The sequence below is a fragment of the Streptomyces sp. NPDC028711 genome (genome assembly GCF_055565415.1).
Genome location: NZ_JBVHUJ010000018.1, coordinates 1 through 23674 on the forward strand (window position 1 = coordinate 1; position 23674 = coordinate 23674).

Consider the following 23674-nt stretch of genomic DNA (forward strand, 5'->3'; position numbering starts at 1 on the left):
GAGGGAGGCAACGCGGAGCGTTGTGGACCGACGACAACGCGGCGAGGTGCGGTGCCAGGCGTCGCGAGCCCGGCCTGATCGACAAGACACCCCCTAGGGGTGCCGGGGGCCGCGCAGCGCGCGGTCGAGGCCGTCCTGTGGGGGGCCGGTGAGGGCGCGGACGAAGATCTCCTCGTACGCCGGCTCGCCGATCGTCGCGCGGACCGTGTCCGTGTACTTCTCGCGCAGCGCCCGAAGGCCGGGCAGGCCGCGCCGGGGCTGGCCCGTCGAGCGCCAGTAGGCCTCGCCGGTGCCGGAGACGTCGGCGGCGCGCTCCCCGTCACCGGCGGCCGCGAGGGCCGTGGCGAGGACGTCCAGACCGAGAGCCACACCGAGGCTCGCGCCCAGTCCGCGGGTGCCTTCGAGCATGGCGCGCGCGTGGCCCGCGGCGGCGGCCGGGTCGCCCTCCAGGAGGCCTGTGAGGGCCAGCTGGTACTCCAGGGCCGTCCGGGTCCAGTGCTCGTCGAGTTCCTCGCAGAGGGCGCGCAGCGCGAGCGCCCGCTCGCGCGCCTCGGCGAGCCGGCCGAGGCCGGTGAGGGCGAAGACCCGTACGAGGTGGCAGCGGAGCCGGGCGGCGGAGTCGGCGGGGCCGCCCTCCGCGGCGTCGAGGACATGGCCCACGACGACGTACGCGGCCAGCGGCCGGCCGGTGGTCAGCGCGAGGAGCCCGGCGAGCGCGGCGGCGTCGAGGGTCAGGTCGCCAGGACGGCCGGTCTGCCCTCGGTGCGGCGGGCCGCCCTCGGTGTGCTCCGCGTACCGCGCCTCGCGGGCACAGCGCTCGCTGACCTCCTGCGCGGGGCCGAACTCGCCCTGGAGGACGAGGGTGACGCCGAGCGCCCACAGGGCGCGGACCCGGATGCGGCCGCGGGCCTCGCTGAGGAGCAGGGCCTGTTCGAGGCCGTCGCGGGCCTCGCGCAGGCGGCCCCGGCAGGACCAGGCGAAGGCGACGGAGCCGACGAGGTCGAGGGCGGCGTCGGGGTCGGTGCGAAGCAGCCTGTCGAGGGCGGTGCGCAGGTCGGTGTGGTGGGCATCGACCGTCCGGTACCAGCGCAGCTGGCGCGCGCCGTGCCATGCCGTCTCCGACCGGCGCGCCAGGCTCCGGAAGTGGGCGGCGTGCCGGTCGGCGACGGTGCCGGTCTCGCCGGTCCGGTCCAGCCAGGTCGCCCCGTACGCGCGGATCGTGTCGAGCATCCGGTGCCGGCCGCCGGTGTCCGCCGGACCGACCACGGAGGCGCGGACGAGCCCCGCGAGCGCTTCCGGGAGCGTCGCCCGGTTCAGCGGGCCTCCGCCGCACACGGCGGTCGCGGACGCGAGGTCGAAGGGGCCCCGGAAGACGGAGAGCCTGGCCCAGAGGAGCCGTTCGAGGGGGGCGCTCAGCTCGTGGCTCCAGCCGATGGCGGCGCGGAGGGTCCGATGGCGGCTCGGCCACACCCGCTCGGGGTGGACGAGCAGGTCGAAGCGGGCTCCCGGCGGGGCGTCGAAGCGGGTGCCGAGCTGGTCCCTGACGGCTTCGGCGCCCTGGAGGCGGATCTGCGCGGCGGCCAGTTCCAGGGCGAGCGGGATGCCTTCGAGGCGTACGCAGATCTCGCCGGCGGGACCGGCGGCGGGGAAGTCCTCCCCGGCGGCCCGCCGGAGCAGTTCCGGGGCGTCGCGTCCGGTGGGCGGCAGCGGGTCGAGGGCGACGACGTGCTCCCCTTCGACGCCGAGGGGCGACCGGCTCGTGGCGAGGACGGTGAGTCCGGGGGCCTCGGCGAGGAGTTCGGTGACGAGCCGGGCGCAGGGCAGGGTCAGGTGCTCGCAGGAGTCGAGGACGAGCAGCAGCCGGTCGTCGGCGAGCCGGCGGCGGAGGCCGGTCGTCGCCATGCCGGGGGTGTGGTCGGCGAGGTCGACGGAGTCGGCGACGAGGGCGACGAGGAGCCGGTCGCCGTCGAGCGGGGTGAGGTCGGTCCACCAGGCGCCGTCCGGGTACTTCTCGGCGGCGCGGTGCGCGGCGCGCAGCGCGAGCCGGGTCTTCCCGACTCCCCCGACGCCGGTCACGGTGACGAGGCGGTGCTCCGCCAAGGCGGCGGAGACGCGCTCCAGTTCCGTGCGGCGTCCCACGAAACCGGGGTTCTCGTCCGGCAGATGTCCACGCACGGGAGCAGTCTCCCTCATGAGGGCCGCGAACGGGCGTACGGTGCGGCTTCGTTACGCACCCCCTCGGCGGGCGTCCGAGACGGACATCACGCGCCTTCGACCGTGACGACCACCGAGTGCCACCCCTGCGCCCCGTCGGGCATCGTCCCCGTGCGCCGTTCGGGCTGGGTGGTGCCGGTGCCGTCGGTGGCGCGGACGGTGAGGGTGTGCCGGCCGGGGGTGGCCGTCCAGGCGTACGTCCACTGGCGCCAGGTGTCGCGGCTGCCCTCGGCGGCGAGCCGGGCGTCCTGCCAGGGGCCCTCGTCGATCCGTACCTCGACGCGCCGGATGCCCCGGTGCTGCGCCCAGGCGACCCCGGCGACCATGACGGTGCCGGCGGCCGGACGGCCGAAGGGGCGGGGCGTGTCGATGCGGGACTGGGTCTTCACGGGGGCCCGGGCCGCCCAGCCGCGCGGGACCCAGTAGGCGTCGTAGGCGGCGAAGGTGGTGAGCTCGATCGATTCGATCCACTTGCAGGCGGAGACGTACCCGTAGAGGCCGGGGACGATCATGCGGACGGGGAAGCCGTGGGTGAAGGGCAGGGGTTCGCCGTTCATCCCGAAGGCGAGGAGGGCGTCACGGCCGTCCATGATCTCCTCGACGGGGGTGCCGATCGTCATGCCGTCGACGGAGCGGGCGACGAGCTGGTCGGCGGGCCCGCCCTCGGACGGCGGGCGCACGCCGGCCTCGCGGAGCAGGTCCGCGAGGGAGACGCCCAGCCAGCGGGCGTTGCCGATGTAGGGGCCGCCGACCTCGTTGGAGACGCAGGCGAGGGTGATGTCACGCTCCACCGTCCTGCGGGCCATGAGGTCCTTGAGGGTGAGGGTGAGTGCCTCGCGTACGCCACTGCCGTGCAGCCGCAGCCGCCAGTGGTCGGCGTCGACCTTGGGGACGACGAGCGCGGTGTCGACGCGGTAGAAGTCGCGGTTGGGGGTGAGGAAGGGGCTGATGCCGGGGATCCCGAGCTGCGCTCCGGCGGGGACGGGCGGTGCCGGGGAGGTGGGGCGGGGCAGGCGTACGGCCGTACGGGAGGCGACGGCGTCCTCCTCGGCGGGTGAGGCGACCGTCCTGCCGAGGGCGGCGGCGCCGGTCGCGGCGAGTCCGGTGGAGGCGGCGACGATCAGGAAGCGCCGCCGGTCCGTACGGACGCCTCCGGCTCTCGGGACGCGGAGGAATCCGGTCAGGAGGTACAGCAGGGCCGCCCCGGCGGCGGCTCCGACGAGGGAGGGCACGGCGTCGAGGGCGGAGTCCGAGTCGGGGCGGGAGACGGCGCCGAGAGCGCCCAGGACGCCGAAGACGGCGACGGCGGCGGCGCCGAGCGGCCGGTGGCGGAGCGCGAGCAGCCCGATCCCGAGGGCGATGACCGCCAGGACGACCAGGATGCCAAGGAGGAGGACGGCCTTGTCCGCCTCGCCGAAGGTGCGGATCGCCCAGTCCTTGAGGGCCGCGGGGGTCCGGTCCACCACGGCGTCGCCGATGGCGAGGACGGGGCCCGCCTCGGGTCGTACGCGGGAGGCGACGAGGTCCGCGACGGCGAGCGAGACGTACGCGGCGACGAGGCCGCCGAGCGCGGCGAGGAGACGGTCGGTACGGGTGGGCTCGTGCTCCGTGTCCCGTGCGGTCCTGGTGGTTCTCATGGTGGGTACTTCGGCACGCCCCGGCGTCCGGATGGGCGCCTTCACCCGGGCGGCGCAGCTCAGCGGGTGCCGGGCGGTGTGCCGTGGCCGTCCAGGTGCTCTCCCGGGGTCGCGAGTTCCTCGACCGCCCCGGCTCCGACGACCGCGCCCGTGGACTTCTTGCCGCGCCGCAGCCGTCCTTCGAGCCAGGAGGCGAAGGTGGTGAGCGCGAAGTTGAGGAGGACGAAGATCACGGCGACGACGGTGAAGCAGGCGATCGTGTTGGCGCCGTAGTTGGCGCTGAGCGGGCGGACGGAGGCGAGGAGTTCGGAGAAGCCGAGCATCGCGCCGCCGAGCGCGGTGTCCTTGACGATGACGACGAGCTGGCTGACGAGCGCGGGCAGCATGGCGGTGACGGACTGCGGGAGGAGCACGTACGTCATGGTCTGGCCCTTGCGCATGCCGATGGCCTTCGCCGCGTCGGTCTGGCCCGAGGGAAGGGCGAGGATGCCCGCGCGGACGACCTCGGCGAGGACCGAGGCGTTGTAGAGGACGAGTCCGGTGACGACGGCGTAGAGGGGGCGGGTGTCGGGGCTGATGTCGGTGAACTCGGAGTAGGCGGCGTTGGCGAAGAGCATCAGGATCAGGACGGGGATGGCCCGGAAGAGCTCGACGACGGTGCCGGCTCCGGCGCGTACGGCGCGGTGGTCGGAGAGCCGGAGGATGCCGAGGAGGGCGCCGAGGGGGAGGGCGATCACCATGGCGAGCGCGGCGGCGATGACGGTGTTCTTCAGGGCGGGCAGGACGTAGGTCTCCCACACGCGGGCGTCGGTGAAGAAGGGCTCCCACTTGGCCCATTCGAGCTGGTTCTTGTCGGCGAGGCTGACCACGACCCACCACACCACGGCGGCGAGCGCGATCAGGAAGAGGAGGGTCCACAGGAGGTTGCGCCGGCGGGCCCGGGGTCCGGGGACGTCGTAGAGGACGGTGGGCCGCGTCTTCACCGTTTCACCGCCACCTTCTTGGCCACCCAGCCGAGGATGAGGCCGGTGGGGAGGGTGAGGCAGATGAAGCCGACGGCGAAGATCGCGGAGATGAGGATGAGCTGGGCCTCGTTCTCGATCATCTCGCGCATGAGCAGGGCGGCTTCGGCGACGCCGATGGCGGCGGCCACCGTGGTGTTCTTGGTGAGGGCGATGAGGACGTTGGCCAGCGGTCCCACGACGGAGCGGAAGGCCTGGGGGAGCACGATCAGGCGCAGGACCTGGGGGAAGCCGAGCCCGATGGCGCGGGCGGCCTCGACCTGGCCGAGGGGGACGGTGTTGATGCCGGAGCGGATCGCCTCGCAGACGAAGGCGCTGGTGTACGCGGTGAGGCCGAGGACGGCGAGCCGGAAGTTGATGGTGGTGAAGCGGTCGGCGCCCAGGCTGACGCCGAGGGTCTGGAAGAGGCCGAGCGAGGTGAAGACGATGATGACGGTGAGGGGGATGTTGCGGACGATGTTGACGTAGACGGTGCCGAAGCCCCGCATGAGGGGGACGGGGCTGACGCGCATGGCGGCCAGGAGCGTCCCCCAGACGAGGGAGCCGATCGCCGAGTAGACGGTGAGCTGCACCGTCACCCAGAAGGCTCCGAGCAGGTCGTACCCCTGCAGGAAGTCGAACACGACGACCCACTCACTCGACGACGACGCCGATCTTCGGGGCGGGTTCGTTCTGGTAGCCGGCGGGGCCGAAGTTCTTCTTCACCGCCGCCTCCCAGGAGCCGTCGTCGACCATCTTCTCCAGGGCCGTGTTGATCTTGCCCTTGAGGTCGCTGCCCTTCTGGACGCCGATGCCGTAGTTCTCGTTGCTCATCTTGAAGCCGCCGAGCTTGAACTTGTCCTTGAACTGGCTCTGCGAGGCGTAGCCCGCGAGGATCGAGTCGTCGGTGGTGACGGCGTCGATGACACCGTTCTCGAGTCCGGTCAGGCACTCGGAGTAACCGCCGTACTCCTGGAGTTGGGCCTCGGGGGCGATGTCGTCCTTGACGTTCTGCGCGGAGGTCGAGCCGGTGACCGAGCAGAGCTTCTTGTTGTTCAGGTCGGACGGCTTCTTGATGGAGTCGTCGTCGGCGCGGATCAGTACGTCCTGGTGGGCGAGGAGGTAGGGACCGGCGAAGTCGACCTTCTCGGCCCGTTCGTCGTTGATCGAGTACGAGGCCGCGATGAAGTCCACGTCACCGCGCTGGAGCATCGTCTCCCGGTCCGCGCTCTTGGCCTCCTTCCACACGATGTCGGACGGGTCGTGGCCGAGCTGCTTGGCGATGTACGTCGCGACGTCGACGTCGAAGCCGGTGTAGGTGCCGTCGGGGGTCTTCAGGCCGACGCCGGGCTGGTCGAACTTGATGCCGACGGTGATCTTGTCGCCGCCGTGGTCGCGTGGCACCCCGCCGGTCGCTCCGTTCGCGAATCCTGCGGAGGTGACGGAGAGGACGACGGCCGCGGCGACGGCCACGGCGGCCCTGCCGGTCCTGATCGGGTTCATGATCATGAGGCTCACCCCTGGGGGCTGCTGGTCGGACTGCGGCCGTGGCTCGGTGGGCGCCGCGGCTCAGTGGTGGAGGATCTTGGACAGGAAGTCCCTGGCACGGTCGCTGCGCGGGTTGTTGAAGAACTCGTCCGGGGTCGTCTCCTCGACGATCCGGCCGTCGGCCATGAAGACGACGCGGTTGGCGGCGGAACGGGCGAAGCCCATCTCATGGGTGACCACCACCATCGTCATGCCGTCCCGGGCGAGTTGCCGCATGACCTCCAGGACCTCGTTGATCATCTCGGGGTCGAGCGCGGACGTCGGCTCGTCGAAGAGCATCACCTTCGGATCCATGGCGAGGGCGCGGGCGATCGCCACGCGCTGCTGCTGGCCGCCGGAGAGCTGCGCCGGGTACTTGTCCGCCTGCTCGGCGACGCCGACCCGGTCGAGGAGCGCGCGGGCACGCTCCTCGGCCGCCTTCCGGTCCTTCTTGCGGACCTTGATCTGGCCCAGGGTGATGTTGTCGAGGACCGTCTTGTGCGCGAAGAGGTTGAAGGACTGGAAGACCATGCCGACGTCGGCCCGGAGGGCCGCGAGTTCCCGTCCCTCGGCGGGCAGGGGGCGCCCGTCGACGACGATCTCGCCGTTGTCGATGGTCTCCAGACGGTTGATCGCGCGGCAGAGCGTCGACTTCCCCGAGCCCGACGGTCCGATGACGACCACGACCTCGCCTCGGTGGATCGTCAGGTCGATGGACCGCAGGACGTGCAGGGTGCCGAAGTGCTTGTCGACGCCGCGCAGCACGACGAGTGTGTCGCCGCCTTCCGGGACGGGCATGGCACCCTCCTGGCTCGCGCCCCCGCTTGCCGCTCCCTCCTCACGTTCATGCTCCGCCCTCCCTCGCCGGGCCGCACTCCGGCGGCGGGGTGCGCGGAGGGTGAGCGTCCGTACCGGGAGGTGACCGTCCCCCGCGCCCATGGCCTGCGGGAACGTACGGCCGGGAGCGGGCGCGCGGGGGCCGCCTGTCGGACACTGGGGGTGGAGCCGAGTGCGCGAGGAGGGTCCGCCATGAGCAGTGCCGCACCCAAGGTCAGCACGTTGCCGCCGGAGCACCGGGAGCGCCTGATGGCCTTCGCCGAGGACGTGTACTTCGATGCCGGTCACCGGCTGTTCGAGGAGCAGCAGCACGCCGACCGGTTCTGGATCGTGAAGACGGGCGCGGTGACGCTCGACGCGAAGGTGCCGGGCCGCGGGGCGCCCGTGATCGAGACGCTGCGCCACGGGGAGCTGGTCGGCCTGTCGTGGCTGTTCCCTCCGTATCTGTGCCAGTCGGGGGCCGAGGCGATGACGCCGGTACGGGCGTACGAGTTCAACGCCCCGGCCGTCCGCTCGATGTGCCACTCGGACCCGGAGTTCGGGGCCTCGGTCACGTTCTGGGTGGGCGCGATCCTCGCCCACCGCCTCCATGTGACCCGGGTCCGGCTCCTCGACCTGTACGCGCCGCACGGGAGCGGGATCCTGGCGTGATCGGTCGGGGTGGGTCCGCACGGGGTGGGCTCGGTCGGGGTGAGCTCGGTCGGAGTGGGCTCGGTCGGATCAGGTGAGGAGGACGCTCGCCAGGTCCGTGCGGCCGGAGACGCCGAGCTTGCGGTAGATCCTTCCGAGGTGGTTCTCCACCGTCCGTACCGACAGCACGTACGTCTCGGCGATCTCCCGGCTCGTACGGCCGCGCGCGGCCATCAGCGCGATGTCCCGCTCCCGGACGCTGAGCGGAACCGCCGCGGCCGCGCCGGCGAGCGCCGGGGTGGCCGCGTCCTGGCACCGGCCGCGCTGAGCGAGCGCGTGGGCGGCGGCCCGTGCGGCGTTCGCGGCGCGGTCGCGGCGGCGCCACTCGGTGGCGGCCTCCCCGAACGCCTCGGCCGCGTACAGGTGCAGGCCGAGCCCGCTCATCCGCTCCGCGACCTCCTCCAGGGCCGCCGGATCCGGCCGCTCGCCCCGCGCCGCCGCCGCGTACGCGGCCCGTACGTCCGCGAGGGAGCCCTGCACGAGGGCGGCGGCGGCCGCGAGCTCCGCCGCGACGGCGGAGGCGCCCTGCCCCTCGGAGTCCGGCGCATCCGGCGCGGTCCCGGCCTGCCCTGAGCTCCGCCGGTGGTCCGGACCCCAGCGCAGGACGTCGTGGAGGAGGGCGGTCGCGACGGTCGCCTCGCCCCGGGCGAGGGCCTCGCGGGCGGCGGCCAGCATCAGGCGCCGTGCGGGACCCGTGGTACCGCGCAGGAACATCACCCACCCCCGCGCCCGGAGCGTGTCGGTCTGGAGGAGGGGTGCGTCGGGCGGGAGGAGCGGTGCCCCTCCCCCGGCGTCGGCCAGGGCCTCCGCCTCCGGTGCGACGTGCCCGGTCTGCGCGGCGGCGAGGACGAGTCCCGCGAGCGCCCGCTGCTCGGCGAAGGCCTGCCCGCAGAGCCGCGCGAGCGCGCGGGCCTCCCTGAAGTGGGCCAGCGCGTCGGTGACCAGGCCGCGTTCGAGGGCGATCCGGCCCCGGACCCAGGCGAACCACACGGTGAGCGCGGGGACCGCGTCCCGCATCGCCTCCTGCCCCTCGAGCGCCGTGCGCTCCGCCTCGTCGAGGCGCCCCGACTCCAGGAGGGCGGCCGCCACCGGATACAGACTGCGGGCCGGGTAGTAGGCCGTCCACCGGTCGGCGAGCCCGCACTGGATCGCGTACGCCTGCCGGCCTGTCCGTACGGCGTCGTCGACCCGCCCCGAGGAGAGCCGCACGCGCAGGTGGGCCTGCAGGAGCAGCACGTCCTCCTGCGTCCAGGTGCCGCCGGGGCCGGTGCCACGAACGGGGGGTATGGCGTCGCTCTCGGGGGCGGGGTCGAGGCCGAGGCCGGGGTCGAGACGCGGGTACGGGTTGGGGTCGGCGCGGGTGGCGTCGGCCCCGGGGGCGGCGCGGGTGGCGTCGGCCCCGGGCTCGGCCTCCGGGGCGGCGCGCGCGCCGTCGGCCGTACCCGCCCCGGCAGTCGGGCGCAGCACTTCCGCCGCCTCCTGGTTGCGGCCGACGGCGCTGAGCAGCGTGGCCCGGCAGGCCGTGAGCGCGGGCCGGGGGCCGATCCGGTCGACCGCCCGGGCCAGTGCCTCGTACGCGGCGTCCGCGTCGCCCCTGCCGTACAGGTGGTGCTGGGCGAGCGCCGCGGCGGCGGACTCGACCTCGCCGGGTGCCAGGGCCGCGTCGAAGGCCCGCTCCAGGACCGGAACGCTCTCGGTGAACTCGCCCCGCTGGCCCAGTCCTTCGCCGAGCAGCAGCCCCGCGACCACATGAGGTCCCTGGGCGAGTGCGGCGCGGGCCAGCCGGCACATCGTGTCGACGTCCCCCTCGTCCAGGGCGTGCCCCGCCGCGCGGACCAGTAGGTTTGGGTCGGCCGTGCCGGTGGCGTCCAGCTCCCACCGGGCGAGCGCGAGGGCGTCGCAGCGCCGCCGCGCTCCGTACGCCCGCACCCGGCCGGCCTGTTCGAGCAGCAGGGTACGGGCCAGGAAGCGGGGCGTGGCGCGGCGCAGCAGCAGGGCGTGCCAGGGGTGGGCGAGACGGACCCGCCGGCGCCGCCCGTCCTCGGTGACCGCGACGAGGTTCTCCTCCTCAAGCTCCGCGAGGGCCGTGGAGGTCACCTGGCTGAGGACGTCGGCGAGCCCGACCGGTCCGCAGAGGGCGAGCAGGCGCAGGACGGTGCGCCGGTCCTCGGGGAGCCGGCGGAAGCGTCCTTCGGCGGGCGCGTCGAGCGCGGTGTCGTCCAGCGGCCCGGTGAGACACCACACGTCGTCCACGGGCCGCAGGGTCCCTTCCCGTACGGCGGCGCGCAGGATCTCCCTGGTCCACAGGGCGTTGCCCCGTCCGGCCTCCCACAGCGCCCGGACGGCGGGCGCCGCCACGGGCGCCCCGAGCGTCTCGCTGAGCAGCCTGGCGGTGGTGGCCCGGTCGAAGGGGCCTATCCGCAGGTGTTCCAGGGCGTCCTGGTGCCAGAGGGTACGGAGGGCCTCGGGCCATTCGGCGTCCTGCGGCAGGGTCGCCGCGAGGAACAGGCCGGGTCCCGGACCGGTGGCGGCGTCGGTGGCGAGGGCGGACAGCAGGGTCAGGGAGGAACGGTCCAGGTGGTGGACGTCGTCCACCAGGAGGAGGGTGCGGGGACGGCCTTCCGGGGCGCTCAGAGCCTCCCGCAACTCCTGGAAGTGACGGCCGAGTTCGTCGGGCCGCGGAGGGCCGGTGAGGTACGGGGCGAAGGCCGCGAAGGGGACGCCGGAGGCCGCCTCGCTCACCGGGAGGCGGACGGTCCTGTGGTGCGCCGCCGCCTCGTCGGCGAACTCGGCGGCGAGTCGGCTCCTTCCGACGCCGCCGCCGCCCGTGATGACGACGCCTCGGCAGCCGGGCCTGCGCAACGCCCCGCGCAGACGCTCCAGTTCGGTGAGGCGTCCGGTGAAGGGCAGCGGGCTGCCGTCACCGGCCGCGGTCATGCGCACCCCTGTCCGCGACGCCGCTGCGGCGCGTGTCCGTTGAGTAGGTGTCTGCCGGGGATTGAGTAGGTGTCCACTCTGTCGCCGTTCCCCACGCCGACGGAGGCTATGCGGCAGGCGGGCATCACGAACGAGGCCCGCGGATCGTCGGAGTGCTTCGGGGGGAGTACGACATGGGCGCCGTGCCGGCGTTGGGGGAATCCGGGGAGCTCGTGCTCCTCGCGGGGGATCGGCCGGGGGGTTCGGCCGGGGGCTGGGAACCGGGTGCCGTTGCCGGGGCCGGGGATCCGTCGGAGACGATCCGGGCCCTGGCCGGGGCCCACGGGCTGCGGTCGCGGGTGCTCTCCGCGCCGGCCGGGTCCGGTGCGCGGGTGTGGACCTCGGTCCTCGCCGCGTACCTGGGGGCGGCGGACAGTCCGGACACCGTGGTCCTCGTGGCGGCGGGCCGGTCCTGCGGCGCGGCGTTCGAGCTGGCGGACCGGCACCCGGAACGGGTGACCGCCGTGGTGGCGCTCGCCCCGGAATCGCCGGAGGCGGATGCCGGGCGCCACGAACTGCCGTGCCCGGTCCTGGTGATACCAGGATCCGTCGAAGCGAGGACCGAGGCCGAAACCGAAGCCGAGGCCGAGTCCGAAGCCGCGGCCGTCGACCGCTTCCTCGCGGGTCTGGGCGGACCCCCGGGCCCGGCGCCCGGGGAGGACGCCTGCCCCGTGCGGAACCGGACGCTCGCACCGTCCCTCCTGCACGACCCGTCCGCCATGCGGCGGTTCGCCGAGGCCGGCCCCGTGCACCGGCTCGCCGTGCCCGGCTCCGTACCGACGTGGGTGGTGACGGGGCACGCCGCCGCGCGGGCCGTCCTGGCCGATCCCGGGCTACGGTCGCCCACCGAGTCGACGGCCGGATACCGGGCTCAGCCCACGGAGTTGGTCCACGAAGGTGAGGCCGACACCGTCACCGTCGACGCCGGGGAGCACGGCGGGCTGCGTGCGCTCGTCGAGCGGCATCTCACCGCCGCGCGGGTCGGCGCGCTCCTCCCCCGGCTCCGGCGGCTCGCCGCAGGGCTCCTTGACGCCTTGCCCCGGGACCGGGAGATCGATCTCGTGGCCTCGTTCGCGCTCCCGCTGCCCGTGGAAGCGCTCTGCGAGCTCCTCGGCGTACCGGAGCCGGACCGGCCGTATCTGCGTGACTGGCTGGTCCGGCGGGTGCCGACACCGCCGCCGGCCGCGCACGAGGACGTGGACGCGTATCTCGGCGGTCTCGTCGCGGAGCGGCGGAAGCGTCCCACCGACGACTTCCTCGGCTGGGTGTGCGGCGCGGAGGGCGACCTCGTACGGGACGAGGAGCTGATCGCCGCCGCGCGGCTGCTCCTGGTGTCGGGGGCCAGGCCGACGACGACGCTCCTCGGGAACGGTGTCGCCGCGCTCCTCGCGGACCAGGCCCGCTGGCGGCTGCTCGCCGGGGCGCCGGACGCCGTCGCCGGGCCGGCCACGGAGGAGTTGCTGCGCCATGTCACCCCGTATCCGGTGGGGTTCGCACGGCGCGCCGTCGTGCCGGTCGAGGTGGCCGGTGTACGGATTCCGGCGGGACACCGTGTCGTGGCCTCCCTGACGGCGGCCAACCACGACCCCACCGTGTTCCCGGAGGCCTGTTCCGCCGCCGGCGGCCTCGATCTCGGTCGCGCGCCGAACCCGCACGCCTCCTTCGGTCACGGTCATCACCGGTGCCTGGGTGCGGAGTTCGCCCGCGCGGTGGTCCGCACGGCACTGGAGACCCTGGCGCGCCGGTTCCCCGGGCTCGGCCTCGCGCCCGGCGTACGGGACCTGCACTACCGGCGGAACCGGGTGCGCTACCTGCTCGCGCTTCCGGTCCTCCTGGGGCCCGAACACGGCTCGTCGTACTGACCGTAGCGCCGTCCGCCGGTCACCCGCTCACAGCACCGCCCCGCGCGGTGCCGCGCCACCGCGCGCCCCACATCCTTCTCGCACGGGAGACGTACGCATGGAAGCCACCACGATTCCGGAGCTGATGGCCTACTGCCAGGCCGATCCGGACTTCTTCGAACCGCCCTGGAACATGCCGGACGAGGACAGCCGTCTCACCGCCGCCGGCCGGCCCTGCCCGCCCGGGTGGCGCCGCCGCGCCAACGGCCTCTGGGTGGTCGTCGAGCCCGAGGGCGGACGGCTGCCCGAGCAGGGGTGGAAGATCCACGTGTCCGCCACGGCCGCCGACGCGGACGCGGTGTGCGACCTCGTGTCGGAGTTCTGTCTCGGCCGGGGCGTGACGTTCAAGTTCCTCCGCAGCACGGCCGCGCTGCGCCTCCTCAACAGCAAGTACGCCGACCGGGGCGGCAGCGGCAAGCTCCTCACCCTCTACCCGGCGGACGACTCGGTCCTCGCCCGGCTCCTGCCGGAGCTCGCGGCCCTCCTGAAGGGTTTCACCGGGCCGTACGTCCTCAGCGACGTCCGGTACGAGGACTCCCCCGTGTACGTCCGGTACGGCGCCTTCGTCCCGCTCACGTACACGGCGCCCGGCGGCGAACTCGTCTACGCGGTACGGGCCCCGGACGGCACCCTGGTGCCGGACCGCCGCGACCCCGTGTTCACCGTGCCGGAGTGGGTGACGGTCCCCGAGGTGCTCCGCGCCTCGGTCGAGCGGCGCACGGCGGCCGGGGAGGAGTTCCCGTACCTGATCGAGAAGGCGCTCCACTTCTCCAACGGCGGCGGTGTGTACCTCGCCCGGTCCCGGGAGTCCGGGGGCTACGTCGTGCTCGTGGAGGCCCGGCCGCACGCGGGGCTCGACCACGACGGCTCGGACGCGGTGACCCGGCTGACGCGGGAGAGGGAGACCCTGGAACGGCTGAGCGGCCTCGACTGCGTGCCCCGGGTCCTCGGCCATCTCGTCGTCTGGGAGCACCACTTCCTCGTCGAGGAGTACATCGAGGGCGAGACGCTCCTCGAGGAGGTGTTCGCCCGGTACCCGCTGGGCAGCCCCGAGCCGTCGGACGAGTGGCTCGCCGAGTACACCCGGTGGGCGACCGACGTCCTGGCCAAGGTCGACCGTGCGCTGATGGCCGTCCACGCCCGGGGCGTCCGCTTCGCCGACCTGCACCCGGCGAACATCATCGTGCGTCCCGACGGGCGCGTCGCGCTGATCGACTTCGAGATCGCGACCGACCTCGACGACCCGAAGCCGCCGCCGCTCGGCGCGCCCGGCTTCACCGCGCCCGAGGGCATGTCGGGCCGCGAGGCCGACGAGTACGCGATGAACTGCCTGCGGCAGTGGATGTTCCTGCCGATCAGCCCGCTCCAGGAGCGCGACCCGGTCAAGTACGCCACGCTCACCGATGTCGTCACCGCGCACTTCCCCGTGCCCGAGGGCTTCGGGGCCCGACTCGTCCGCAAGCTCGGAGCGGGCCGCGAGCCCTTCGGCGAGGACACGGCGGCCCGGCTGCTCGCCGGCGCGCCCGAGGCCTGGCCCGCCGTCCGCGACGCGCTCGTCGCCGGCATCCACACGAGCGCCACGCCCGGCCGCAGCGACCGCCTCTTCCCCGGCGACCCGCAGCAGTTCGGTACGGGCGGCCTCACGGTCGCCTCCGGCGCCGCCGGGGTGCTCTGGGCGCTGCGCCAGGTCGGGGCCGCCGTACCGGAGGAGTACGTGGACTGGCTGACGGCGGCCGTGCGGCGCGCCGAGAACCCGCGCCCCGGTCTGATGGACGGCCTGCACGGCGTGGCGGCGGCCCTGGAGACGCTGGGGCGGCGCGCCGAAGCGCTTGAGGTGCTCGACCGGGCCCGGACGCTCCACGCCGGCCTGCGGGCTCCGGGCATCCACTCCGGTCTCGCGGGCGCGGGCCTGGGACTGCTCGGCTTCGCCGCGCTCACCGGGGACACGGAGCTGCGGGACGAGGCGCTGTCCCTCGGCGAGTCGCTCGCGGCGCAGCTGGGGCGCGACGATTCGCCGATGTTCCCGCAGGGGGGACGGGTGGGGCTCGAACACGGGCTCACCGGCGTGGCGTACTTCTTCCTTCGGTTGTACGAGGCGACCGGCGACCCGCGTTTCCTGGACCTGGCCGGGACGGCGCTGCGCCGCGAGACCGACCGGGGGCAGTTCCTGCCGGACGGCGGCTACCAGATGCTGTACGGCAACCGACGCCTGGTGTACCTCGGTCCTGGCAGCGGCGGCCTCGCGCTGGTTCTCGCCCGGTACCTCGCCCGGCTCCCGGAGGGCGACGGCGCCGCCCCTCGGGGCCCGCTCGACCCCGACCCCGCCGAGTTCGCGCGGGTGATCGCCGGGGTGCGGCACGCCTGCCGCGCCGTCTTCGTCCGCCATCCCGCGCTGTTCATGGGGCGCGCCGGCCTCATCACCACCCTCGGACTTCTCGACGTGCCCGAGGACCGGCCGCACGTGCGCGAGCACGTCCGCCGGCTGTCCTGGCACGCCGTCTCCCACGAAGGCCGTCCGGCCTTCCCCGGCAACCAGCTCCTGCGCCTGTCCATGGACCTGGACAGCGGTTCGGCGGGAGTGCTCGTTGCCCTCGGCGTCGCGTTCGAACGGAACGCGTCGATCGTCCCCTTCCTCGACCTGCGGGCGCCCGCGGCCGGGGAGCCCGTACCGGAACCCGGAAGGAGGTGAGAGAGATGGCATGCGTCCTTCAGCTCCAGTCGCTCGGTGAGACCCAGTCCGCGCACCCGTGCAACAGCATCGTGACCTCGTACAAGGGCACCTGCTGACGGTCCCGGTGCCGGGAGCCGCCCCTCACGGTGGCCCCGGCACCGGCCACCCGGCCACCGGCCGCACCGGGGCCACCCGGCCTCCCGATCCGCTTCGAGGAACCCCGTGGAACCGCACCCCGTACGCCCCGCTCCCCCCGAGGATTCCGCGCCTCCCGCGCACCCCCGCACCGGCCCCGCGGCCGGCGAAGCGCAGTCCGTCCGGCGCGTCCTGTTCGGGCACATCCGTCCCTGCCTGCCCGCGCTGGCCCTCGGCGGCCTCCTGACCCTGGTCACGGCCGCGGCCGGACTGACGATCCCGCTCGTGGCCGAGCGGCTCATCGACGCGCTCAGCCACGACCGGCCCCTCGACGGCGTCCTGCTCGCCATGGGGCTGCTCGTCGCCGTCACCGCCCTCGCGGGTCCGGTCGCGCAGTACGTCCTCGGCCGGGCGGCGGAGACCGTCGTCCTGACCGCGCGGCGCCGGCTCTCCTCCCATCTTCTGCGCCTGCGGATCGCGGAGTTCGACCGGACCGAGCCCGGTGACCTGATCGCGCGCGTCACCTCCGACACGGCGCTGCTGCGGCAGGCCACCACGGACGCGCTCGTCGGCACCGCCACCGGAGCCCTCACGCTCGTCGTGACGGCGACGCTCATGTGCCTGCTCGACCCGGTGCTGACCGCGGTGACCGTCGGGGTCCTGCTCCTCGCGGGCTGGGTGGTCCGCTCGGTGATGACGCGGGTCACCGAGGCCGGCACCGCCGCCCAGGAGTCGGTGGGCCAGGTCGGCGCCGCCCTCGAACGGGCCCTCGGCGCCCTGCGCACCGTCAAGGCGTCCGGCGCCGAGGACCGCGCCGAGGCCGCCGTGCACGAAGCGGCCGAAAGCTCCTGGCGGGCCGGGGTCCGCGCGGCGAAGTGGCTCGCGCTCGCGGGCAACACCGCCGAACTCGCCGTCCAGACGGCCTTCTTCACCGTCCTCGCGATCGGCGGCAGCCGGGTCGCCTCCGGAGCCCTTGACGTGGGACGGCTCATCGCCTTCCTGATGTACGTGTTCTACCTGGTCCCCGCCGTACGGCAGGTCGTCGGCGGCGTCAGCCAGTACCACCTCGGGGCGGCCGCCGTGACCCGCATCAGGGAGACCGAGGCGCTGCGCGCCGAACCGGCGGCCGGCGCGCCCGGGCCCGTAACCGCTCCAGTAACCGCCCCCGCCGCCCTTGAGTTCCGGGACGTGCACTTCCGTTACGGGCCCCAACTGCCGCCCGTACACCGCGGGGTGAGCTTCGCCGTGCCGCCCCGGGGCACGACCGCGTTCGTCGGGCCGTCCGGCGCGGGGAAGACCACGCTCTTCTCGCTCCTGGAGCGCTTCTACGAGGCGACGTCCGGCGGCATCCTGCTCGACGGCCGCCCTCTGGACACCTGGGACCTGCGCGAACTCCGTTCCGTCATCGGGTACGTGGAGCAGGACGCCCCCGTCGTCTCGGGTTCGCTCCGGGACAACCTGCTGCTCGGCCGCCCCGACGCGAGCGGCACCGAGCTGGCCGGTGTCCTGCGCACGGCCCGCCTCGACACGCTCGTGGAGCGGCTGCCGGACGGCCTCGACACGCTGGTGGGGCACCGCGGCACCCGGCTCTCGGGCGGCCAGCGCCAGCGGGTGGCGATCGCCCGCGCGCTGCTGCGCCGCCCCCGGCTGCTCCTCCTGGACGAGGCCACGTCCCAGCTGGACGCCGTGAACGAGGCCGCGCTCCGGGACACGGTGGCCGACGCCGCCCGGACGACGACGGTCCTGATCGTGGCGCACCGGCTGTCCACGGTGGCCATGGCCGACCGGATCGTCGTCCTCGACGGCGGGGTCGTACGGGCCGTGGGCACCCATACCGAGCTGCTGACCACCGATCCGCTCTACGCCGAGCTCGCCGCCACCCAGTTCCTCGAACCCACCGTCTGAAGGAGGACGCCCGATGGAATGCCCGTACGGCACATCCGGTCAACCACCCGTGATCGGCGCCGACATGCTCAGGGACCACGCGGCCCTGACCCGGTTGCGCGAGTCCGGCACGCCGGAGGTCAGCCTCGGCGGCCGCGAGACCGGCTGGATGATCACCCGGTACGAGGTCGCCGCCGCGGCGCTCGTGGCGCCGGCTCTGCGCGGCGACCATCCGCTCGCGGTGTCGATGCGGAGCGGGGCGGACGAAGAGGCCTGTGACGAGGAACAGTTGTTCTTCCTGCCGGCCGACGAACACCGGAGGCTGCGCCGTACCGTCTCCCGTCATCTGACCCACCGCCGGGTGGCGGCGCTCGTCCCACGCATCCAGCGGGAGGCCGACCGGCTGCTCGCGGCCGTGCCGGCGGGCGAGACCGTCGACCTGGTGGAGGCCTTCTCCCGCCCCTTCCCCGTCGCCGTGCTCTGCGAGCTCCTCGGCATCCCGGAAGCGGAGAGACGCCACATCCGGGACTACGTGTACGGCTGGATCGCGGAGTACGGCGAGGCGACGACCGTCACGGAGAGCGCAGGGCATGCCCTCGCCCGTTACCTCGGAGGGCTGATCGAGGAACGGGTGGACGCGCCCGGGGACGACCTGATCAGCGCGATGCTCCGGCAGGGCGGCGAGGACGCGGAACTGCTGCGCCAGGACACCCTGGCCGCCGTCAGGTTCCTGCTGGTCGCGGGCCACCGCCCGGTCACCCGGCTGCTCAACGACGGCATCGAGCTGCTGCTCGAACAGCGGGAGCACTGGGAGGCGCTCAGGTCCGACCGCGGCCGGCTGGACGCCACGATCGAGGAGCTGCTGCGGTACGTCACCCCGACGGCGCTCTCCTCCCGTTACGCCGCGGCCCCCACCGAGGTGGACGGCGCCGTGCTTGACGAGGGCAGCGGGGTGCACTGCGCGCTGGTGGCCGTCAACCGGGATCCCGCCCGCTTCGAGGAGCCGGACCGCTTCGATCCCGACCGGACGCCGTACCCGCACCTCTCGTTCGGGCTCGGGCACAAGCACTGTCTGGGCGCTGCACTCGCCCGCGCGGAGATCCGCGTCGCCTTCGACACCCTCCTCACCCGCTTCCCGCACCTGACGCTCGGCGCGGCGGGCCCCGGGGCGGAATCGGAGCGCCGCCGCCTGTGGGTGGTGCTCGCCCCGGCCGGCGCCGACGACCACCGGAGCCGGGTCCAGCGCCACAGCCGGGGTCGCGAGGACGGCAGCGCACAGGCGCCCGTACACGAGCCCGCGTCCCTGACCGATCCCGCACCCGCCCCCGTACGGGGCTGAGGAGTTGCCGTGGAGATCCCCGACCACCCGCTGGAAGTCCTCTGGGACATCACGTACGCCTGCCCGCTGCGGTGCACGCACTGTTACTCCGAGTCCGGCCGGCGCCCGGCGCGCCGCCTCTCCGCCGACGACATGCTGCGCGCCGCCGACGCGATCCTGGACCTCGGCACGCAGGCCGTGTGCCTGGCCGGGGGCGAGCCGCTGCTCGTCCCCGAACTCTTCGCGGTGGCGGAGCGGTTCACGGCGGCGGGGGTGCCGGTGTCACTCTTCACCAGCGGCTGGACCCTGGACCGGTCGTCGGCCGGGGCCGTCGTGGACGCCTTCTCCGGGGTGAACGTCAGTCTCGACGGGGCCACCGCCGAGGTCCACGACCGGATCCGTGGGCGGCGCGGCTCCTTCGACCGGGCCGTGACCGCTCTGGAGCTCCTGACCGAGGCGGGGGGCGACCGGCGCGGGGAGGCGGCGGCGATCGGTGTCGACTACGTGGTGACGCGCGGCAACGCCCATCAGGTCGAGGCGTTCGTGACCACCGTCGCCGGCCGGTTCCCCGGCCTCGCGCAGGTGTCGTTCGGTGCCGTCGTCCCGGAGGGGCTCGCGAGCCGGCAGGGGTTCGCGGAGCACGAACTGCTCTCCGAGGAGCAGGTACGGCTGCTCGGCGGCGCGGAGTACGCGCGACGGCTCCAGGAGCTCGCCCCGCCGGGGGTCCGCGTCACGACGACCGACAATCTGGCTCTGCGGATGCACCCCGACCTGATCCGCGAGGGCGTCTTCCTGCCGGTGCTCCAGATCGAGCCCGACGGCGCGGTCCGTGCGATGGCGGCGTACGAGGGGACCGTCGGCAACGTCCTGACGGACTCGCCGACGGAGCTGTGGCGGCGGGCCGTCGCCCGCTGGTCGGACCCGTTCGTGGTGGAGACGCTGGCCCCGGTACGGACGATGCGGGAGTGGGCGGCGGCCACGCGGGCGATCGATCTGCGCTTCGGGACGGAGGCCGACCGGGAGCGGATAGGCCGCCGTCCCGCGTTCACGCCCTGACCGGAGCGCTCGTCGTGGCGAGGGCCGGCGGCAGGCGGCGGGCGGCCGGTGGTGGCGTACGGCCTGGCGGTACGGTGGAAGGGCGTACGCACCGGGCGGCACGCCTGCCCCTCCCCCACGCTCCGGCGACGAGCTGCGAGGCCACCCCATGAGCGAACCGACGACGGCACGCGAGGCGATCGCCCTCGTCACCGGCGACGACTTCACCGAACTGCCCTTCGCCGAGGGGCCCCTGACGGACGACGGGCCGATCGGCTGGCCCGGCTACTCGGCGGCGCACGCGCGTGCCGCCGCCCGCACCGGGGAGACCGAGTCGGTGATCTGCGGAACGGGCGTGGTCGGCGGGGTGCCGGTGGTGCTGATCTCGTTCGAGTTCGGCTTCCTCGGCGGTTCCATCGGAGAGCGGACGGGGGCGCGTGCCACCGCGGCCCACGCACTGGCCCGCGCACGGCGGCTGCCCGTGGTCGTCCTGCCGGCCACCGGCGGCAGCCGTATGCACGAGGGCATGCGGGCCCTGCTCCAACTCCAGTTCCTCGCACGGGAGTCGGAGCTGACCCGGGCTGCCGGGCTGCCGCAGATCGCCGTCCTGCGGAATCCGACGACGGGCGGCGGCTGGGCCACGCTCGGCGCCGGGTCCGATGTGGTCCTCGCGCTGCCCGGCGCCCAGGTCGGCTTCGCCGGCTCCCGCGTCCGCCCGCCGGACGCCGACCCCCTCGCGTACACCGCCGAGGCGCAGCTCGCCCACGGTCACATCGACGCGATCGTGTCTCCCGCCGAGCTGCGCGACACCCTGGGGCGCTGGCTCTCCCTGCTCACCCGCCCGGCCGAGGGCCCGGTCCCGCCGCCGCGGGCGCTCGGCGCCCCGGACACGCCGTCCGCGGCGACCGGCCGGGAGGCCGTGGCACGCGCCCGGCACCCGGAGCGGCCCCGGGCCGCCGCGTACCTCGACGCGTATGTGCCCGTACGGGAGGAGCTGTCCGGCGACCGTTGCGGAGGGGTCGATCCGGGGATGCGGTGCGGCTTCGGCCGACTCGCCGACGGCCGTACCGTCGCCTACGCCGCGCAGTGCGGTACGGCGACCCGCCCGGCCGGCTTCCGTACGGCCGCCCGACTCGTACGGCTCGCCGAGCGGCTGGGGATTCCGGTCCTCACCCTCATCGACACGCCGGGGGCGGCCAACGACCCGGCGGCGGAACACGCGGGCGCGGGCCCCGCGATCGCCGACCTGTTCGCCGCCGTCGCCTCCGCGCGCGTCCCCGTCACGTCCCTCCTCATCGGCGAGGGCGGCTCGGGCGGCGCGCTGGCCCTCGCCGCCCCGGGCAACCTCTGGGCCACGCCGGACGGTTACTTCTCCGTCATCGCCCCGGAGGCGGCCGCGTCCATCCTCAAACGATCCCCGGAGGAAGCCGCCACGACGGCCGACGACCTGCGCCTCCGCCCCCAGGACCTCGTCGACCTCGGAATCGCCCGAGGCGTGGTGGAGAGCCGCGGGGCCGGTGGCTCGGTGGCGTGACCCGGGACGTTCATGACGCTCCGGCGGGGGCGTCGGGGCGGGCGCCGTCCGGCACCGTACCTCTGGGTGAGGCTCCGTCAGATGCCGGGCCCGTACCCCGGGTCGGGTGCCTGCCGGGGGTGCCACACGGCCGCGATGCCCCAGAGGCCGAGCCCGGCGACGGCGACGCAGACGAGCAGCGCCGCCCACGGGCGCAGCCGGTGGGACGCCGCCGCCCAGGTCAAGGGCGGGACGAGGGCGCCCGCGAGGAGGATCAGCGGTACGTCGACGAGAATGACGCTCCAGTCCCGGGCGTGCGCCTCGAATCCGCCTTCGATGCTGAACGCGGCTCGGGGCAGCGCGAACAACCCGGCGACGACGATCCCGGCGACGGCCAGCAGACAGCCGACGGCGCTCTCCGCACGGTCGTCGCCGGAGCCGTCGGCGCCGTCCTCCTCCGGGTGTGACAGGTTCTCGCTCATGCCCGGGAGGGACGCCGGGCGGTCTTCTCCGGTTCCGTACGGACGCGGGCTCCGATGCGGCCCCGGCGTCGCGACGCGCGGCCGGGCGTGAGGACGCGGCGCGGATCGCACGGCTGGCCGAACGGGCGGCCGCGGGCGACCATGGAATGCGGGACCCTGCCGGAGGCCGACGAGGACGGGAGGCGCCCGTGGCGCACACCGGCACCACCACCGATGTCCTGATCGTGGGCGCGGGTCCCGTCGGTCTGAGCGCGGCCGGAGAGCTCCGCCGCCACGGGGTGCGCTGCCGGCTCGTGGACCGGTTGCCGGCCCGGCTGCCGTACGCGAAGGCGGTCGGGATCCAGCCGCGCACCCTGGAGCTGTGGGACCGGATGGGGCTTGTCCGTGCCGTCCTGGAGGCCGCCGTCCCGATGCGCGGCCAACTGACGTACGTCAACGGCCGGGAGGTGGCGCGGCTCGACCTGGAGCTGCCTTCCGAGGTGCCGTACGGGTTCGCCGCGCTGCCGCAGTACGAGACCGAGCGTCTCCTGGAGGAGTACGCCGCAGGGCTTGGCACGGTCATCGAACGCGGCACCGAGCTGCTCGGGTTCGACCAGGACGAGGACGGCGTGACCGCTCGTCTGCGCACCGCGTCGGGGGCCGCGGAGGAGTTGCGGGTCCGCTATCTCGTCGGCTGCGACGGCGCGCACAGTGTCGTGCGCAAGGCGCTGGGTCTGTCGTTCGAGGGCGGCGCGTTCCCGGAGGCGTACATGCTGGGCGATGTCGTGGTCGAGACCGACTGGGACGTGCCTCCCGGGTACGCGCTGCGCTCGGAGCACCGGGCCGACGACGGGTCGACCGATGACGTGCTGGTCTGCATCCCGCTGCCGGGAGCGGGCCGCTACCGGATGTCGATGAGGTCCCGCCCGAGGCCGCGCCCGTCCGGGACGGGGAGGCGCCGGACGGCGTCGAGCACGGTCTCGCGGGCGGGGACGGCCCGGATCTGTCCCGGCTCCAGGCCGTCGTCGACCGGCTGGCCCCGCGCCCCGCCCGGCTCTCGGGGCTTCGCTGGTCGTCGGTCTTCCGCGTCAGCCACCGCATCGCGGGCCGGTACGGCGTGGGGCGGGCGTTCGTCGCGGGCGACGCGGCGCACATCCATCCGCCCACCGGCGCGCAGGGCATGAACACCGGTGTCCAGGACGCCGTCAACCTGGGCTGGAAGCTGGCCCTCGTGGTGCGCGGCGAGGCCGGGCCCGCTCTGCTCGGCAGCTATGACGCCGAGCGCCGTCCCGTGGGCGAGGAGGTCGTGGGCCGCACCGTCCGGCATGCGACGCGGGGCTTCGAGAGCGATCCCGACGACCGGCGGACCCTGATCCTCCGGGAGGCCCAACTCCTCGTCGGCTACCGGGAGGGGCCGCTCTCCGGTGTCCCGTACGGCCCGCTCGACGCGCCGCAGCCCGGCGACCGGGCGCCGGACTGCACCGGGCTCACGACGCCGATCGCCGCCCAGCCGCTGCGCCTCCTCGACGTCCTGCGCGGACGCCCGGGGCACGTCGTCCTGCTGTACGGGGCCGATGCCGCCGCCCTGGCCGGGGCGGCGGCGGACGCGAGGCAGGCCTGGGACGATCCGCTCCCTTCCCTGACGGTCCTCGCGGTCCTGCCCCGGGGAGCCGAAGGGCCCGTGGCTCCGCCGTCCGTCGGCGTTCCCGTGTACCGGGACGCCGACGGGGAGTTCGACCGGCTGTACGTCCCCGACGGCGCCGCCGGCTTCGTCGTACGCCCTGACGGGCAGCTCGCCGCCCGGTTCCCGCTCGGCGGCACCACGGCGGCCCTGTCCGGCTACCTCAGGGCACTGTCCGCCCGCCCGGCGTGAT

Annotated in this window: 15 protein-coding genes and 1 pseudogene; 8 read left to right on the plus strand and 8 right to left on the minus strand. The window is 74.5% G+C overall.

Annotated features, from left to right (window positions below):
• Nucleotides 1-93: 93 nt before the first annotated feature.
• From ACZ4VK_RS35180 to ACZ4VK_RS35205, 6 genes are all read right to left on the minus strand, one after another.
• Entirely contained in the window at nt 94-2193 is a 2100-nt protein-coding gene (locus ACZ4VK_RS35180) for an ATP-binding protein (RefSeq protein WP_468361557.1), read from the minus strand.
• Nucleotides 2194-2261: 68 nt separating this feature from the next.
• Nucleotides 2262-3851: a molybdopterin-dependent oxidoreductase gene (locus ACZ4VK_RS35185; protein ID WP_468361560.1), complete on the minus strand. Its 1590-nt coding sequence runs from the start codon at nt 3849-3851 to the stop codon at nt 2262-2264.
• 59 nt (nt 3852-3910) lie between these two features.
• Nucleotides 3911-4834: an amino acid ABC transporter permease gene (locus ACZ4VK_RS35190; RefSeq protein ID WP_468361562.1), complete on the minus strand. Its 924-nt coding sequence runs from the start codon at nt 4832-4834 to the stop codon at nt 3911-3913.
• Nucleotides 4831-5496 (minus strand): amino acid ABC transporter permease, encoded by a 666-nt coding sequence (locus tag ACZ4VK_RS35195; RefSeq protein ID WP_468361565.1) that lies wholly within the window; start codon nt 5494-5496, stop codon nt 4831-4833. The genes ACZ4VK_RS35190 and ACZ4VK_RS35195 overlap by 4 nt, the downstream gene beginning before the upstream one ends.
• Before the next feature lie 10 nt (nt 5497-5506).
• Nucleotides 5507-6355, minus strand: coding sequence for a glutamate ABC transporter substrate-binding protein (locus tag ACZ4VK_RS35200; protein WP_468361568.1), 849 nt, complete (start codon nt 6353-6355; stop codon nt 5507-5509).
• A 66-nt stretch (nt 6356-6421) separates the two neighbouring features.
• A complete protein-coding gene (locus tag ACZ4VK_RS35205) occupies nt 6422-7177 on the minus strand; it encodes an amino acid ABC transporter ATP-binding protein (RefSeq protein ID WP_468361571.1) in 756 nt (251 codons plus the stop codon).
• 231 nt (nt 7178-7408) lie between these two features.
• Here ACZ4VK_RS35205 and ACZ4VK_RS35210 point away from each other — a divergent pair, with 231 nt between their 5' ends.
• Complete coding sequence (locus ACZ4VK_RS35210; RefSeq protein ID WP_468361574.1) at nt 7409-7867, plus strand: Crp/Fnr family transcriptional regulator; 459 nt, start codon at nt 7409-7411, stop codon at nt 7865-7867.
• Nucleotides 7868-7936: 69 nt separating this feature from the next.
• Here the strand turns inward: ACZ4VK_RS35210 and ACZ4VK_RS35215 are convergent, their stop codons facing one another.
• Nucleotides 7937-10843 (minus strand): helix-turn-helix transcriptional regulator, encoded by a 2907-nt coding sequence (locus ACZ4VK_RS35215; protein WP_468361577.1) that lies wholly within the window; start codon nt 10841-10843, stop codon nt 7937-7939.
• A 173-nt stretch (nt 10844-11016) separates the two neighbouring features.
• Between ACZ4VK_RS35215 and ACZ4VK_RS35220 the strand changes: the two genes are divergently transcribed.
• The 6 genes from ACZ4VK_RS35220 (at nt 11017) to ACZ4VK_RS35245 (ending at nt 21360) form a co-directional block, all read left to right on the plus strand.
• Nucleotides 11017-12744, plus strand: coding sequence for a cytochrome P450 (locus ACZ4VK_RS35220; protein WP_468361580.1), 1728 nt, complete (start codon nt 11017-11019; stop codon nt 12742-12744).
• Between the two features lie 97 nt (nt 12745-12841).
• Nucleotides 12842-15472, plus strand: coding sequence for a class III lanthionine synthetase LanKC (lanKC, locus tag ACZ4VK_RS35225; RefSeq protein ID WP_468361582.1), 2631 nt, complete (start codon nt 12842-12844; stop codon nt 15470-15472).
• A gap of 309 nt (nt 15473-15781) precedes the next feature.
• The gene (locus ACZ4VK_RS35230) at nt 15782-17494 is read left to right on the plus strand and encodes an ABC transporter ATP-binding protein (protein WP_468361683.1); all 1713 of its coding nucleotides are present in this window, start codon (nt 15782-15784) and stop codon (nt 17492-17494) included.
• 13 nt (nt 17495-17507) lie between these two features.
• The gene (locus ACZ4VK_RS35235; RefSeq protein ID WP_468361585.1) at nt 17508-18812 is read left to right on the plus strand and encodes a cytochrome P450; all 1305 of its coding nucleotides are present in this window, start codon (nt 17508-17510) and stop codon (nt 18810-18812) included.
• A gap of 9 nt (nt 18813-18821) precedes the next feature.
• On the plus strand, nt 18822-19847 hold the full coding sequence (locus ACZ4VK_RS35240; RefSeq protein ID WP_468361588.1) for a radical SAM protein: 1026 nt from the start codon (nt 18822-18824) through the stop codon (nt 19845-19847).
• A 148-nt stretch (nt 19848-19995) separates the two neighbouring features.
• Complete coding sequence (locus ACZ4VK_RS35245; protein WP_468361591.1) at nt 19996-21360, plus strand: carboxyl transferase domain-containing protein; 1365 nt, start codon at nt 19996-19998, stop codon at nt 21358-21360.
• 77 nt (nt 21361-21437) lie between these two features.
• Here the strand turns inward: ACZ4VK_RS35245 and ACZ4VK_RS35250 are convergent, their stop codons facing one another.
• A complete protein-coding gene (locus tag ACZ4VK_RS35250; protein WP_468361594.1) occupies nt 21438-21821 on the minus strand; it encodes a hypothetical protein in 384 nt (127 codons plus the stop codon).
• A 188-nt stretch (nt 21822-22009) separates the two neighbouring features.
• On the opposite strand from ACZ4VK_RS35250, the pseudogene ACZ4VK_RS35255 reads away from it, so the two are divergent.
• Nucleotides 22010-23673: pseudogene (locus tag ACZ4VK_RS35255) on the plus strand (FAD-dependent monooxygenase).
• Nucleotide 23674 lies beyond the last annotated feature (1 nt).

Coding starts and splice junctions, on each gene's coding strand:
- lanKC (WP_468361582.1), top strand. CDS start 12,842: ATGGAAGCCACCACGATTCCGGAGCTGATGGCCTACTGCCAGGCCGAT.
- ACZ4VK_RS35235 (WP_468361585.1), top strand. CDS start 17,508: ATGGAATGCCCGTACGGCACATCCGGTCAACCACCCGTGATCGGCGCC.
- ACZ4VK_RS35180 (WP_468361557.1), bottom strand. CDS start 2,193: ATGAGGGAGACTGCTCCCGTGCGTGGACATCTGCCGGACGAGAACCCC.
- ACZ4VK_RS35250 (WP_468361594.1), bottom strand. CDS start 21,821: ATGAGCGAGAACCTGTCACACCCGGAGGAGGACGGCGCCGACGGCTCC.
- ACZ4VK_RS35210 (WP_468361574.1), top strand. CDS start 7,409: ATGAGCAGTGCCGCACCCAAGGTCAGCACGTTGCCGCCGGAGCACCGG.
- ACZ4VK_RS35205 (WP_468361571.1), bottom strand. CDS start 7,177: ATGCCCGTCCCGGAAGGCGGCGACACACTCGTCGTGCTGCGCGGCGTC.
- ACZ4VK_RS35220 (WP_468361580.1), top strand. CDS start 11,017: ATGGGCGCCGTGCCGGCGTTGGGGGAATCCGGGGAGCTCGTGCTCCTC.
- ACZ4VK_RS35215 (WP_468361577.1), bottom strand. CDS start 10,843: ATGACCGCGGCCGGTGACGGCAGCCCGCTGCCCTTCACCGGACGCCTC.
- ACZ4VK_RS35245 (WP_468361591.1), top strand. CDS start 19,996: ATGAGCGAACCGACGACGGCACGCGAGGCGATCGCCCTCGTCACCGGC.
- ACZ4VK_RS35185 (WP_468361560.1), bottom strand. CDS start 3,851: ATGAGAACCACCAGGACCGCACGGGACACGGAGCACGAGCCCACCCGT.
- ACZ4VK_RS35200 (WP_468361568.1), bottom strand. CDS start 6,355: ATGAACCCGATCAGGACCGGCAGGGCCGCCGTGGCCGTCGCCGCGGCC.